This window comes from Pseudothauera nasutitermitis (genome assembly GCF_004801295.1).
In the GTDB taxonomy this organism is placed as follows: Bacteria; Pseudomonadota; Gammaproteobacteria; order Burkholderiales; family Rhodocyclaceae; genus Pseudothauera; species Pseudothauera nasutitermitis.
This window is the reverse complement of record NZ_SSOC01000005.1, coordinates 583,582-596,447: the sequence shown is the minus strand read 5'-3', so window position 1 is coordinate 596,447 and position 12,866 is coordinate 583,582. Positions and strand designations below refer to the sequence as shown.

12 protein-coding genes are annotated in these 12,866 nt (G+C 68.2%); 6 read left to right on the top strand and 6 right to left on the bottom strand.

Translation table 11 applies throughout. The features are described 5' to 3' along the window. The first annotated feature begins 83 nt into the window (after positions 1-83). Positions 84-3,377 carry an Ig-like domain-containing protein gene (locus tag E6C76_RS16035; protein WP_211090247.1) on the top strand — a complete coding sequence of 1,098 codons (3,294 nt, stop codon included), beginning with the start codon at positions 84-86 and terminating at the stop codon, positions 3,375-3,377. Between the two features lie 91 nt (positions 3,378-3,468). After that, the gene (locus E6C76_RS16030) at positions 3,469-3,792 is read left to right on the top strand and encodes a hypothetical protein (RefSeq protein WP_136349225.1); all 324 of its coding nucleotides are present in this window, start codon (positions 3,469-3,471) and stop codon (positions 3,790-3,792) included. Between the two features lie 19 nt (positions 3,793-3,811). Here the strand turns inward: E6C76_RS16030 and E6C76_RS16025 are convergent, their stop codons facing one another. Both E6C76_RS16025 and E6C76_RS16020 read right to left on the bottom strand, forming a co-directional pair. Then, the gene (locus E6C76_RS16025; RefSeq protein ID WP_136349224.1) at positions 3,812-5,722 is read right to left on the bottom strand and encodes a bifunctional diguanylate cyclase/phosphodiesterase; all 1,911 of its coding nucleotides are present in this window, start codon (positions 5,720-5,722) and stop codon (positions 3,812-3,814) included. Positions 5,723-5,774: 52 nt separating this feature from the next. Continuing rightward, a complete protein-coding gene (locus E6C76_RS16020; RefSeq protein WP_230976288.1) occupies positions 5,775-6,473 on the bottom strand; it encodes a transglutaminase-like cysteine peptidase in 699 nt (232 codons plus the stop codon). 198 nt (positions 6,474-6,671) lie between these two features. Between E6C76_RS16020 and E6C76_RS16015 the strand changes: the two genes are divergently transcribed. Continuing rightward, positions 6,672-8,108: a TolC family outer membrane protein gene (locus E6C76_RS16015; RefSeq protein WP_136349223.1), complete on the top strand. Its 1,437-nt coding sequence runs from the start codon at positions 6,672-6,674 to the stop codon at positions 8,106-8,108. Positions 8,109-8,251: 143 nt separating this feature from the next. Then, positions 8,252-8,551 (top strand): PilZ domain-containing protein, encoded by a 300-nt coding sequence (locus E6C76_RS16010; RefSeq protein ID WP_136349222.1) that lies wholly within the window; start codon positions 8,252-8,254, stop codon positions 8,549-8,551. Positions 8,552-8,589: 38 nt separating this feature from the next. Here E6C76_RS16010 and E6C76_RS16005 read toward each other — a convergent pair whose 3' ends face one another. Together E6C76_RS16005 and ybiB are read right to left on the bottom strand one after the other, a co-directional pair. Continuing rightward, positions 8,590-9,096, bottom strand: coding sequence for a disulfide bond formation protein B (locus E6C76_RS16005; RefSeq protein ID WP_136349221.1), 507 nt, complete (start codon positions 9,094-9,096; stop codon positions 8,590-8,592). A 102-nt stretch (positions 9,097-9,198) separates the two neighbouring features. Next, positions 9,199-10,116, bottom strand: a complete 918-nt coding sequence (gene ybiB, locus E6C76_RS16000) for a DNA-binding protein YbiB (protein ID WP_136349220.1) — start codon at positions 10,114-10,116, stop codon at positions 9,199-9,201. A 56-nt stretch (positions 10,117-10,172) separates the two neighbouring features. Here ybiB and E6C76_RS15995 point away from each other — a divergent pair, with 56 nt between their 5' ends. Continuing rightward, positions 10,173-11,054 (top strand): NAD(P)-dependent oxidoreductase, encoded by an 882-nt coding sequence (locus E6C76_RS15995; RefSeq protein WP_136349219.1) that lies wholly within the window; start codon positions 10,173-10,175, stop codon positions 11,052-11,054. Beyond that, complete coding sequence (locus tag E6C76_RS15990; RefSeq protein WP_136349218.1) at positions 11,051-11,932, top strand: NAD(P)-dependent oxidoreductase; 882 nt, start codon at positions 11,051-11,053, stop codon at positions 11,930-11,932. The genes E6C76_RS15995 and E6C76_RS15990 overlap by 4 nt, the downstream gene beginning before the upstream one ends. Before the next feature lie 13 nt (positions 11,933-11,945). Here E6C76_RS15990 and nusB read toward each other — a convergent pair whose 3' ends face one another. Both nusB and ribH read right to left on the bottom strand, forming a co-directional pair. After that, positions 11,946-12,395, bottom strand: a complete 450-nt coding sequence (gene nusB, locus E6C76_RS15985) for a transcription antitermination factor NusB (RefSeq protein ID WP_136349217.1) — start codon at positions 12,393-12,395, stop codon at positions 11,946-11,948. Beyond that, a complete protein-coding gene (gene ribH / locus E6C76_RS15980; RefSeq protein ID WP_136349216.1) occupies positions 12,392-12,862 on the bottom strand; it encodes a 6,7-dimethyl-8-ribityllumazine synthase in 471 nt (156 codons plus the stop codon). Before ribH ends, nusB begins: the two co-directional genes overlap by 4 nt. Positions 12,863-12,866: the final 4 nt, after the last annotated feature.

The window sequence follows — 12,866 nt, the reverse complement described above, 5'->3', positions numbered from 1 at the left end:
CGACGGCCACGGCCACGGACAACGCGAGCAACACCGCGACGGATACGGACACCGCGGGCTACGACCTGCTGCCGACCGTCGGGGTGAGCTTCGAGATCAGCGATGCGGGGGTGGGCACCCTGACCGGCACCAGTGAGCACGCGACCAGTGTGTCGGTGACGATCACGGGCAGCGACGGCAGCAATCTGGGTCCGTTCCCGGCGACGCTGAATCCGGATGGCAGCTGGAGTGTGGACCTGAGTGGTGAGAGCTTCGACGAGGAAGTGACCTACACGGCGACGGCCACGGCGACGGACAACGCGAGCAACACCGCCACCGGCAGCGACACGGCCGGCTACGATCTGTTGCCGACGGTGGGGGTGAGCTTCGAGATCAGCGACGCGGGGGTGGGCACCCTGACCGGCACCAGCGAGCATGCGACCAGCGTGTCGGTGACGATCACCGGCAGTGACGGCAGCAATCTGGGTCCGTTCCCGGCGACGCTGAATCCGGATGGCAGCTGGAGTGTGGATCTGAGTGGTGAGAGCTTCGACGAGGAAGTGACCTACACGGCGACCGCCACGGCCACGGACAACGCGAGCAACACCGCGACGGATACGGACACCGCGGGCTACGACCTGCTGCCGACGGTCGGGGTGAGCTTCGAGATCAGCGATGCGGGGGTGGGCACCCTGACCGGTACCAGTGAGCACGCGACCAGTGTGTCGGTGACGATCACCGGCAGTGACGGCAGCAATCTGGGTCCGTTCCCGGCGACGCTGAACCCGGATGGCACCTGGAGTGTGGACCTGAGTGGTGAGAGCTTCGACGAGGAAGTGACCTACACGGCGACCGCCACGGCCACGGACAACGCGAGCAACACCGCCACCGGCAGCGACACTGCTAGTTATGACCTGAACGCTCCGCCGGTTGCCATCGACGATCCCACGGGCCAGCCCTATTCGGTGTCGCTTGGCTCCCTGGGCAGTGGCTGGAGCAACCCGGACAGCAATCATTCCTTAACGGATTTGTCGGCCTGGAAGGCCGACGGTACGGCGGGAGAGTTGTATCAGTCCGGTGACATGCGGGGTGTGAAGGGTTCCCCTCGCGGTGGTGCACTTGATCAGGAACCCGATCAACTGCAGAGTAACAACAGTGGTCAAAGCGAAGCGATCGAACTGAAGTTCAGCGGCAATCTCGACCAGGCGACGTTCTCGGTTTCCCACCTGTATTCCAATGAAAACGGGTACGGCGAAATCGGGCGCTGGGTGGCGTATTTCGATGGTGTCGAGGTTGCAAGCGGAGAATTCCGTTTCAACGATCTCACCAACAGCACGCATTCCGGCACGTTCGCGATCGATACCGGTGGCCGTCTGTTCAACAGTGTGCGCTTTGAAGCCGTGCATAATGGGGATTCGAGCGGCGACAGTTCGGGCTACTTCTTGACCGGTTTCGCGGGAACGGGACCGGAAGTGGCCAATGGCACCTACCTGGTTTCCGTGGGGGATACGCTGAATGTCTCCGAACTGGAGGGCATCCTTGCCAATGACAGCGATCCTGAGAATGACCCGCTGAGCATCGTCGCGGTCAATGGCAGCGCGCTTACCGTCGGTGAGTGGATCACCCTGCCGAGCGGTGCGAAGCTGATGCTCAACGCCGACGGCAGCTTCAGCTACGACACCAACAACCAGTTCGGGCACCTGGCCGCAGGCGAATGGGCCACCGACAGCTTCCAGTACACCATCAGCGACGGCATGGGCGGCGAGGATACCGCCACGGTGACGGTGACGGTGGTCGGTACCGGTGTCCCGGTGGATACCAGCGTCACCGACGGCAACGAAGTGATCAGCACGGCTGAAGATGCCGTGTTGACCGGTAACGTGCTCGCCAACACGGATACCAACGTCGGCACGCCTGCGGTCAGTTCGTTCTCCGTGGCGGGCGATCCCGCGATCTATGATGCGGGTGACACGGCGACGATCAGCGGTGTGGGCACGCTGACCATCGGCGCGGACGGTGAGTACCGTTTCGAACCGGCGCAGGACTACAGCGGCCCGGTGCCCACGGTGACCTATACCGTCACCAACGGTGTGCAGTCCGACACCTCCACGCTGGAAATCACGGTCACGCCGGTGGCCGACCAGCCGGAGGTCAGCGTGGATGTGCAGGTGGCCGGCTCCGTCGTGCAGACCCTGACCACTGCGAACGTTCTCGGTACGCCGACGGGATTCACCGTCACCGCCTACAAGGATGGCGAGCCGGCCACGCTGAGTGTCCGCAGCAGCGGCTCGCCGACCGGGTTTGGCGTGGCCGGGAGTGCGTCGGATGGTGCGAGCGAGGAAATCGGCAACGGCGAAGTGCTCAGGGTGCAGCTGCAGACGGCCGCCGAATCGGTCTCGTTCCGCCTGGCCTGGCTGGCGTCCGGCGAATATGCCAAGTACGTGCTCATCTACACCGACGGCACGTCCGAGTCGGTCATCCTGAACGGCAACAGTGCGGTGGGCGGCTACGACCAGGTGGGCAGCGTGATCACCCGGAATGCGCCGGCCGGCAAGCTCATCGCTGCCATCGAATTCACCACCCCCGGTGTCGGAGAAGCGCACTACGCGGGCAACAACGATTACCTGGTGTATCAGGTCAGCTACGTGGCCGCGTCGAGCTACGAACTGAATATCGTGGCCACCCCGACGGACAACTACCACACCGAGTCGATCACCGAACTCGTCGTCGTCGTGCCGGTCGGCATTACGCTCTCGGCGGGTACGCACGACGGTTCCGGCAAGTGGACGCTGCCGCTGGATGGCGCGGGCGCCTACACGGTGCAGGTGGATCCGGTGACCAAGGAAGTGTCGGTCAGCGGCCTGTCGATGAATGTGCCGAGCGACTTCTCCGGCGAATTGACGCTGACGGTTACGGCGAAGGCTGCCGACGGAACCGACACGGCAGAGGGCAGCACCTCGCTGAACATCGAGCGTGGCACGGCTGGCAACGATACGCTGGTGGGTACCGACGGTGCCGACATCCTGATTGGCGGCGCCGGGGATGATGTGCTGACCGGGGGCCTCGGTGCCGATGTGTTCGTCTGGCGTCTGGGCGATCAGGGGACCAACAGCCAGCCGGCGACCGATCGGGTGACCGATTTCAACCTCGGCCAGGGCGACGTGCTGGACCTGCGCGATCTCCTTGATGGACACAGCGGCAGCCTGGACCACTACCTCAAGGTCGAAGAAAGTTCGGGCAACACGGTGCTCACCATCAGCACCACCGGCAACGTCAATGCGTCGCATGACCAGGTGATCGTTCTCGATGGGGTGACCGGGCTGATCGATGGAGGCTTGACGAGCCAGTCGGCGATCATCCAGGATTTGATCAACAAGCAGGCGATCCAGATCGACTGATCGCCCACTCCGGCGGCTTGCCGGGTATTTCGGGCCCGTTGCGCCCCTGGCGGGGCGTAACGGGCTTTCTTGCGTGGGGCGGGGAGTGCCGATGGTCTATATCAAACGCGACGAGCAGGGCCGGGTGATCGCCGCGGCGCTCGAACCGGATGGCGAGGGCTGGACGCAGGCCAAGAGCGATGAGCCCGACGTGGCCGTGTTCGCGCGCGCCCTGACCAGTGGCGATGCCGGGCTGGCCGATACCGACCTGTCCCTGGTGCGCGTGCTGGAGGACGTGATCGATCTGCTGGTCGAGCGTTCGGTGATCCGCTTCACCGATCTGCCCGCGGCCGCGCAGGAAAAACTCAACGTGCGCCGTGGTGCGCGTGCTTCCCGCCGGCTGAACCTGCTCGACGACGACAACGGGCTGCTTTAGACGGCTGCCCGTCCGCCGCTCAGGCGCCGCGGATACCGGGGCCGGTCAGGCCATCCACGCCCAGGCCGATCAGCGTGCGCGCCTCGGCCTCGTTGCTCACGCCTTCGCCGATCACCGTCAGGCCGATGGCGTGGGCCACCACGCACAGGCCGCGCAGCACGTTCTGGTTGCCCGTGTCGGTATCGATGCCGCGCACCATCGAGGTATCCACCTTCAGATAATCCAGCCCCAGATCGTGCAGATCGCCGATGCGGCTGAACTGGCGTCCGGCGTGCTCGATGCCGACGCGGCAGCCCAGCGGCTTGAGCGCCAGGCACAGGGCGCGGAATTCCGCCTGGTGGCGCAGCACGCCGTACTCGGGCACCTCGATCCACAGATGTCCGGCCTGCGCCGGATGGGCCTGCAGGCTGGCGAACAGTTCGCTGCGGAAGGCCGCGTCGCGCAGCGAATCCGCCGAAACGTTGATGCCCAGCGCCCGGCCGGTTTCGCCGATCTTGCGCAGCGCGGCGTGCAGCACGGCGATGTCCAGACGGGCCAGCAGGCCCAGGCGCGCCGCCCACGGCATGAAGTAGCCGGCGCCCTGCCAGCCGCCATCCAGGTGCAGGCGCATCGGTGCCTCATGGTGCAGGAGCTCCCCGCCGCTGCCGATCACCGGGTACTCGCCCAGCTGGACGCCGTGCGTGTCCAGCGCGTGGAGCAGGGTGCGCCGCCAGTCGGCCAGGTCGGCGTGGCGCGGTGCCTCGTGATCGGCGTCGGCCAGGCAGAGCGCGCGTTCGCCGGTCTGCTCGGCGGAGGCCAGCGCGCCGTCGACGCGCGCCAGCAGATGCGTACGCGCTTCGCCCTGCGTAAAGGCGGCGGCGCCCATCGGCAGACGCGGCGCGGGCTCCACTGCGGTACCGTCGAGCAGGGCGTCGAGGCGGGCGCGCAGATCCCGGCAGATCGCTCCCGCATCCTGCGCGCCGCAGGCCAACAGGGCGAAGTCGGTGCCATTGAGGCGGCCGCTTTCCCAGCCTTCGTGTTCGCCCACGGCCGCATCGAAGCACAGCGCCACATCCTGCAGCAGGCGATCGGCCTGCGGGCGGCCGAGCTGGCGGTTGAGGCGTTCCAGGTCGCCCAGGCGGGCAATCGCCAGTACTCCGCCGGCCTGTTCGTCGTCGCGCGCCAGCGCGGTGTCGAGCTGGTTGAGGAACTGGTTTCGGGTGAGCAGGCCGGTGAGTTCGTCGTGCTGATGCTGACGGCGCAACTGTTCGATGCGCTGTGACTCTTCCGCGAGCATGCCGCGCACGCGTTCGGAGAGCAGATTCATCGCACGCACCACGCTGCGGAATTCGGCGGTGTTGGGTTCCTCGGTGGTGACGAAGCGGCGCCCGCCGATGGCCTCGGCCTGTTCCACCACGCGTCCCAGCGGACGGGTGATGTGCTTGATCAGCAAGGTGCCGGCCAGGCCGGTGAGCGCGCCGCCGGCGACGAACCAGGCGAGCAGCATCAGCATGCCGGACCACAGCGATTCATAGACGTAGCGCGAATGGCTTTCCAGCGTGAGCGTGCCGAAGCGGTTCCAGCCGTCCTGCACCTGCGCGACGCCGGCCTGCGGCGCGATGGGCACCAGGCGGATGAACCATTCCGGCGCGCCACCGGCAGGCCCGTTGTTGACGCGTTCGGCGATCACCTGGCCGCTCGGGTCGACCAGACGGATCAGGCGGTAGTGTCCAGCGTCGAACTGCGCGGCGATCTGCAGTTCCACCTCCACCGGATCCTTGTCCAGCTGCGACAGCGACAGCGCGAGCGAGGTGGCATTGTCCAGATTCTTCACGGTGAGCTGCTGGGTGAGGTAGTGGCGCGCGGACAGCGTGCTGACCACCAGGCTGCCGCCGAAAGCCAGCGACATCACCAGCGCGATGGCAATCCACAGTTGCTTGATCAGGGACATGGGCGGAATGCTCCGGAAAGGCCCTCGTGGGGCGGCGTCGCGTGCGGACGGGTCATCGCAGCCCCTCCGCGCGCATGCGTTCGAGTACGTCGCGCCAGCGCGACAGGCGGGTGGTGGGGTCGGCCGACGAAGTGCTGGCGCCGCCGACCCACAATCCTTCACTGTTGAAGCTGAACACCGGGAACAGATCGCCCCGGCGCGAGGCCGGGCGGATCTCGCCGATCAGATTGTCGAGGATCAGCGGCTCGGCGTCCGGCGTGGCGTAGTAGCCCACCACCATGTGCGCCTGGCTGATCGTGCTCTGCGGCCCGCCGATGCGCGCGCGCACGTAGATCATGCGCAGGCGCTCGGCCGGCACGCCGAGTTGCAGCAGCGACATGTACTTGGCGATGGAAAAATCCTCGCAGTCCCCGGCGCCCTTGCCCATGGTCTCCAGCGGGGTGGCCCAGTAGTCCTGCTCACCCCAGACGACGATGTCGTCGTCGAAGGCGATGCGCCGGTTGAAGAAGGTATTCACCCGCTCCAGACGCGTGCGCTCGTCCGTCTCGGCGGCCTCAGCGAGCAGCGCACGCCAGGCCGTCACGGTTTCGCCGGCGCGTTGTCCGTAGCGTTCCACGGCCAGCCGCTGCATGCGGTCGAAATCCGGCGCGGCGACTCCCGCGATCCACCATGAAAGCACGCCGGCGCAGCACAGCACCCAGGCGAACCGGCGCAGGGCGCTGCTTGCAGGAGAGTGCCGGGTTGAGCTCATCGGGCCTGTCGTGCGGGGATGAGTCCGGATTATCCGCCATGCGCAGCAGGGGTTTGCCAGATTTTGCAGAAAGCCCCCGGAAAGCGGCAAATAGTTCGCACTCGGCCGGGGGGGATTCCCCTAAGATCGGCCTGCCCATTACGCGAGGGCGTATGCTTCGTCCGCGCGCCGATTCAATCTGACTACATTGGAAACATCATGAACAGGATTCGCCGAATGATCGTGGTGGCCGTTGCGGCCAGTCTGCCCGCGGCGGTCTTCGCACAGGTGCCGGATGCGCTGCGCGAAGCCGCGCGCACCGCCGTCGTGAGCAATCCCGAAGTCCAGGCCAGCTGGCATGCCTTCCGCGCCGCGGAAGAGGAGCAGGGCGTGGCGCGCGGCGGCTATTTCCCGCAGCTCGACTTCACCGCCAGCACCGGCCGTGAGCGCCAAACCCGCCCCGGACTGGGCACGGACAGCTTCAGCCATCGCAACGCCACGCTGTCGCTGATCCAGATGGTGTACGACGGCTTCTACACGCGCAGCGAGGTCTCCCGCCTCGATCACGCCAAGCTGGCGCGCTACTTCGAATTGATGGATGCCTCCGAAGGCGCCGCGCTGGAAGCTCTGCGCGCCTATGCGGATGTGCTGCGCTACCGCGAACTGGTGCGCCTGGCGCAGGACAACTACGTGCTGCACCGTGAAATCCACGACCAGATCGGCGAGCGCGCCGGTGCCGGCGTGGGCCGCCGGGTGGATCTCGAGCAGGCCACCGGCCGTCTGGCGCTGGCCGAGTCCAACCTGCTCACCGAAGTCTCCAACCTCCATGACGTGAGCGCGCGCTACCAGCGCATCGTGGGCACCACGCCGCCGGCCGAACTGCCCGCCATCGGCGTGCGCCTGACCGCCGAGGCCCTGCCGGCACGCGCTGCCGACGCGCTGCAGGAGGCCTTTTCCGCCAGTCCGGCGATCAGCGCGGCGATCGAGAACGTGCGTGCCGGCCAGGAACAGGTGAATGCCCGCCGCGCCGCCTTCCATCCGCGCCTGGAACTGCGCGCCAGCCAGGCGGTGGACCGCAATCTGGACAACCTCAGCGGTACCTCGCGCGACGGCATGGTCCAACTGGTGTTCACCTACAACCTGTTCCGCGGTGGTTCGGATGTGGCGCGCGTGCGCCAGGCTGCCGAGACGCTCAACCAGGCCAAGGATCTGCGCGAGAAGGCCTGCCGCGACCTGCGTCAGACCCTGTCGATCGCCTACAACGACGTGCAGCGCCTGTCCGAGCAACTGCAGTACCTCGACCAGCATCAACTGTCCATCGAAAAGGCGCGTGAAGCCTACCGCCGCCAGTTCGACATCGGCCAGCGCACCCTGCTCGACCTGCTCGATACCGAGAACGAGTACTTCCAGGCCCGCCGTGCCTACGCCTCCGCGCTCACCGACCAGATCATCGCCCAGGCGCGTACCCTGGCCGGCATGGGCCGGTTGATGCGCACTCTAGAAGTGGCGCGCGAGGATCTGCCCTCGGCCACCGAACTGGGCTACGAAGGCGGCGCCACCGACGTGGACACCATCTGCCCGGCCGAAGCGCCGCTGCCGATCAGCATCGACAAGGAAGCCGTGTTCGCCGAAGCCATGCGCGCCAACGGCCGCTGAGCGTCACACGTCCTGGTGCAAGGAGGCGGCCTGCGGGCCGCCTCCTGCGTTCACCGCGTGACAGAAATGCCGTTCGAACATGCCGGAATTCTTGCCGGGGGCGCTACAATCGCGGCGTTGCCACTTCCGTTTCGGTCTCCGCCATGAACGATCGTTCCGCGCCTCCCGAACGCCGACTCGACCGCCGCATCCCGCTGGGTTGCGCGGCGGCCATTCACCTGCCCGGCAGCGTGACCGTCGAGGCGGAATGCATCGAACTGAGCATCAGCGGCATGACCCTGCACTCCACCTACGTGCCGGGCGAGTCGGAAACCATCGAAGTGTCGGTGAGTTCGCCGAATGGCGCGGCGCCGCTGCACGCCCGCCTGGAGGTCAAGCGCTGCCACGCCTTGGGTGGCGGGCGCTACGAGATCGGCGGGGCCATCGTCCAGGTGCTCGGCTGAGACCTGGACAGGCCTGAGCGGGGCGGTGCTGCCCGCGCTCAGTACCAGCGCCGGGGCTGCTTGCGGAACAGCAGGAACAGGCCCGCCACGGCGATCAGCGCGAAGTTCAGCAGCGACCAGTTGGCGATCGACAGGCCCAGGAAGGTCCAGTCCACCGCGCTGCAGTCGCCCGCGCCGCGGAAGATCATCGGCAGCGTCTCGGCGAGCCCGAAGCTCTCCAGCATGAACTCCAGCCCCGGTCCGCATTCGGGGAATTCCGGCGGATTCAGCTGCATCCAGCTCTGCCGCGCGGCCACGCCGCCGCCGGCCAGTGCCAGCAGGGTGACCAGTCCTGCGTAGACGCGCGCTGCGCCGAAGCCGGGGCCGTGCAGCGCGCCGATCAGCGCGACGATGCCGACCAGGGCCAGCGCGTAGCGCTGCATGATGCACATTGGGCAGGGTTCGAGGCCCACGGCGTGCTGCAGATACAGACCGAAGCCGAGCAGTCCCGCGCAAAGCAGGAACAGCGCGGAGAAATAGGCGCGGGCGGAAAAGCGGGCAAGCATCGGAGGGGATTCCGGTGGAGGTCGAACAAGACTGCTCATTTTAGGCCGTCGACCGGCTGCCGGGGTAAATCCCGTACGTTTTCCCGGGATTTACCGCCGATTTCAGCCGCGCGCCAGTTCGGCGAGGGTGGACACCTGTTCGAGCAGCGGGCGCGGGACGGGTTGCCGGCCATCCAGCATCGCGCGGATCAGCGCCGCGTTGTCGGCCACCGCGGGGCAGTCCGGCAGGTCGGCGAGCGGCGGGGCGCCACCCTCCTCGCCGGGCCACGCGATGCGTGCCGTACCGTCCACGTAGGCTTTCATCTCGGGCCGCCGGCGGGGGTTGGCGAACGCCTCGCCCTCGGTGCCGCGCAGCAGCAGCGCCCGGCCGCCGTCGGCCTGCAGGAAGTGGTGCATGCGCTCCAGGTACTCCGGATGGGTCACCGCCACCACGCGCACGCTGTGCCCGCGACAGGGGTCGATCAGTTTGGCCATGGTGTGCGCGCTGCCGCGCACGCCCATGCGCAGGCGCAGCGCGAGCAGGCGGTCGAGGCCGGGCAGCAGGGTGTCCAGGCGCAGGCAGGCGATGCGCCCCGCGGCCAGGGCGGCGGCCGCGCCGGCGGGATCGGCCGCCGGCTGGATGTCCAGCGCACCGAGCAGTTCGAAGGGGCTGACGCGGTTGTCGAAATCGTGCCGGCCGTGGATCAGCACCGGCACGCCCTCGCGCGCCAGCAGCAGGGCCAGCAGCGGCATCAGATTGGCCTGCCGGCGCGCGCCGTTGTAGGTCGGCAGCACCACGCAGCGCAGGCCGGCGGGCACCGCCACCTGCGCGGTGCGCGCGTCCAGCGCGCGCTTGAAGCCGAGCAGTTCCTCGGTGGATTCGCTCTTGATGCGCAGGGCCATGAGAATGGCGCCCAGTTCCAGCTCGGGCACCTTGCCGTCGACCATGTCGCCGAACACTGCTTCGGCCTGCGCGGCGTCGAGTGGCCGTGCGCCCTTGGCGCCTCGACCGATTTCCTTGATGATTGGGGCGTAGTTCATCGGGCGATTATCCGTCCGAACCCCCGTGTAAGCCAGAGAACAGAGAGGAGAACGGAATGGAAGTCGGATTCATCGGCCTGGGGCTGATGGGGCGCCCGATGGTGCTCAACCTGATCAAGGCCGGGCACAGCGTGTTCGTGTGGAGCCGCCGGCGCGAATCCATGCAGCCGCTGCTCGACGCGGGCGCACAGGGCTGCGCCAGTGCCGCCGAGGTGGCGCGTAGGGCCGCGCTGACCCTCAGCATGGTGGCCGACGCGCCGGACGTGGAGCAGGTCACCCTGGGCCCGGACGGCGTGGCCGAGGGCGCCGGCAGCGGCCACGTGCATGTGGACATGAGCACCATCGCCCCGGCCGCCGCGCAGGACATCGCCGCCAGGCTCGCCGAGCGCGGCGTGAGCCTGCTGGACGCGCCGGTCTCCGGCGGCGAGGTGGGCGCCATCGCCGGCACGCTGACCATCATGGTGGGCGGCGAGGCGGCGGCCTTCGAGCGTGCACTGCCGGCCTTCGAGGCGGTGGGCAAGGCGATCACCCACATCGGCGCTTCCGGCGCCGGCCAGGTCGCCAAGGCGTGCAACCAGATCCTCACCGGCGTGGGTGTGGCGGCGGTCGCCGAGGCGCTCAACTTCGCCACCGCCAGCGGCGTGGATGCCGGCAAGGTGCGCGAGGCGCTGCTCGGCGGCTTCGCCTATTCGCGCGTGCTGGAGAACCACGGCCAGCGCATGCTGGAGCGCAACTTCAAGCCCGGCTTCAAGGCCTGGATGCACCAGAAGGATCTGCGCATCGTCATGGAAGAGGCGCACCGCCTGGGCCTCGCGTTGCCGTCGGCGGCGGCCACCGCGCAGATGTTCAACGCACTGGTGGGCAGCGGTTTGGGTGAGGAGGATTCGATTTCCGTGCTCAAGCTGCTCGAACGCCTGAGCGGCGGGGAAGGCGCGTGAAGGTCGGCTTCGTCGGCCTGGGCACCATGGGCGCGCCCATGGCCGGGCGGCTGCTCGACGCCGGCCACGATCTGGCGCTGTGGGCGCGCCGGCCGGAATCCACTGCTGCGCTCGCCGCGCGCGGCGCGCACGTGTGCCCCACGCCGGCCGCGCTGGCCGGGCGTTGCGAGGTGGTGATCAGCATCGTCACCAGCAGCGCGGACGTCGAGCAGCTCGCTTTCGGCCCCGGCGGCCTGGCCGAAGGCTTCGCGCCCGGCTCGGTGCACGTGGACATGAGCACCATCGCGCCGGGCATGGCGCGCGCACTGGCCGCGCGCTACGCGGCGCTCGGCGTGGGCTGGCTGGATGCGCCGGTGTCCGGCGGCGAACAGGCCGCGCGCGAGGCCACGCTGGCCATCATGGCCGGCGGCGAGGCCGCCGTGCTGGAGCAGGTACGCCCGCTGCTGAGCATGCTCGGCCGGCGCATCGTGCATGTGGGCGAGGCCGGCGCCGGCCAGGTGGCCAAGGCGTGCAACCAGATGGTCATGGTCAATGCCATCCAGGCCTGCGCCGAGGCCATGCATCTGGCGCGCGCCCACGGCGTCGATCTGGCCGCCGTGCAGCGTGCGCTGATGGGCGGTTCCGCAGCCTCGCGGGTGCTGGAGATGATGGGCGGGCGGATGATCGCTCGCGACTACGCCAACGGCATCGAATCGCGCCTGCACCACAAGGACTTCGGCCTGCTGCTGGCCGAGGCCGGGCGGCTCGGCGTGGCCCTGCCGGTGGCCGCGTGTACCGCGCAGCAACTCAACGCGCTGATGGCGCGCGGCGGCGGGCGCGACGATACCTCCGGGCTGCTGGGCGTGCTGGAGGCGGCCGGCCCGTCCGTGGCGGACTGACTGGCGAGGGGCCTCAGCGCCCTTCGTTGCGCAGCGCCTCGATCTCCGCCGCGCGCAACTGGGCGGCGAGCTTGTCGAGCACGCCGTTGACGAAGCGGTGGCCGTCGGTGCCGCCGTAGCCCTTGGTGAGCTCGATGGCTTCGTTGATGACCACGCGGTAGGGCGTTTCCGGGCGGTTCTTCAACTCGTGGGTGGCGAGCAGCAGCACCGCGCGTTCCACCGGCGAGAGCTCGGACAGCGGGCGGTCGATGAAGGGCGCGAAGTCGTATTGCAGGTCGGCCGCGTTGTCCAGGGTGCCGCGCAGCAGGGCGACGAAGAGTTCGCGGTCGGCGCGCTCGAAGCCGGAGACCTGCTCCATGTGCGCCTCGATGACCGGCACCGAGTTGCCCGACAGCAGCCACTGGTAGATGCCCTGCAGGGCGAATTCGCGCGCGCGCCGGCGCGGGGACTTGCCGGCGCTCATTGCAGGGCCTTCAGCAGGTTGGCCATTTCCACTGCCGTGCGGGCGCAGTCGCCGCCCTTCTCGGCCATGCGGGCCAGCGCCTGGTCGTCGTCCTCGGTGGTCAGCACGCCATTGGCCACCGGCACGCCGGTGTCCAGGGTGACGCGGGTGATGCCCGCGCCCATTTCGTTGGAAACCAGTTCGAAGTGATAGGTCTCGCCGCGGATCACCGCGCCGAGCGCGATCAGCGCGTCGAAGCGCCCGCTGCGCGCCAGCACCTGCAGGGTCAGCGGGATTTCCAGCGCGCCGGGCACGGTGGCGATGCGGGTCAGCTCGGGCGATACACCCAGGCGGGCCAGTTCGGCCACGCAGGCGGACAGCAGGCCCTCGCAGACGTCCTGGTTGAAGCGGCTCATGACGATGCCGACGCGCAGGCCCTTGCCGTCGAGGTCGGTATCGTATTCGTGGATGTCGTTGAAGCGGGACATGGGT

Bases quoted from the DNA above. Each gene is read 5' to 3' on its own strand.
- E6C76_RS16025 (WP_136349224.1), bottom strand. From the start codon at position 5,722: ATGTCCCTGATCAAGCAACTGTGGATTGCCATCGCGCTGGTGATGTCG.
- E6C76_RS16010 (WP_136349222.1), top strand. From the start codon at position 8,252: ATGAACGATCGTTCCGCGCCTCCCGAACGCCGACTCGACCGCCGCATC.
- ribH (WP_136349216.1), bottom strand. From the start codon at position 12,862: ATGTCCCGCTTCAACGACATCCACGAATACGATACCGACCTCGACGGC.
- E6C76_RS16015 (WP_136349223.1), top strand. From the start codon at position 6,672: ATGAACAGGATTCGCCGAATGATCGTGGTGGCCGTTGCGGCCAGTCTG.
- E6C76_RS16030 (WP_136349225.1), top strand. From the start codon at position 3,469: ATGGTCTATATCAAACGCGACGAGCAGGGCCGGGTGATCGCCGCGGCG.
- nusB (WP_136349217.1), bottom strand. From the start codon at position 12,395: ATGAGCGCCGGCAAGTCCCCGCGCCGGCGCGCGCGCGAATTCGCCCTG.
- E6C76_RS15995 (WP_136349219.1), top strand. From the start codon at position 10,173: ATGGAAGTCGGATTCATCGGCCTGGGGCTGATGGGGCGCCCGATGGTG.
- E6C76_RS16020 (WP_230976288.1), bottom strand. From the start codon at position 6,473: ATGAGCTCAACCCGGCACTCTCCTGCAAGCAGCGCCCTGCGCCGGTTC.
- E6C76_RS16005 (WP_136349221.1), bottom strand. From the start codon at position 9,096: ATGCTTGCCCGCTTTTCCGCCCGCGCCTATTTCTCCGCGCTGTTCCTG.
- ybiB (WP_136349220.1), bottom strand. From the start codon at position 10,116: ATGAACTACGCCCCAATCATCAAGGAAATCGGTCGAGGCGCCAAGGGC.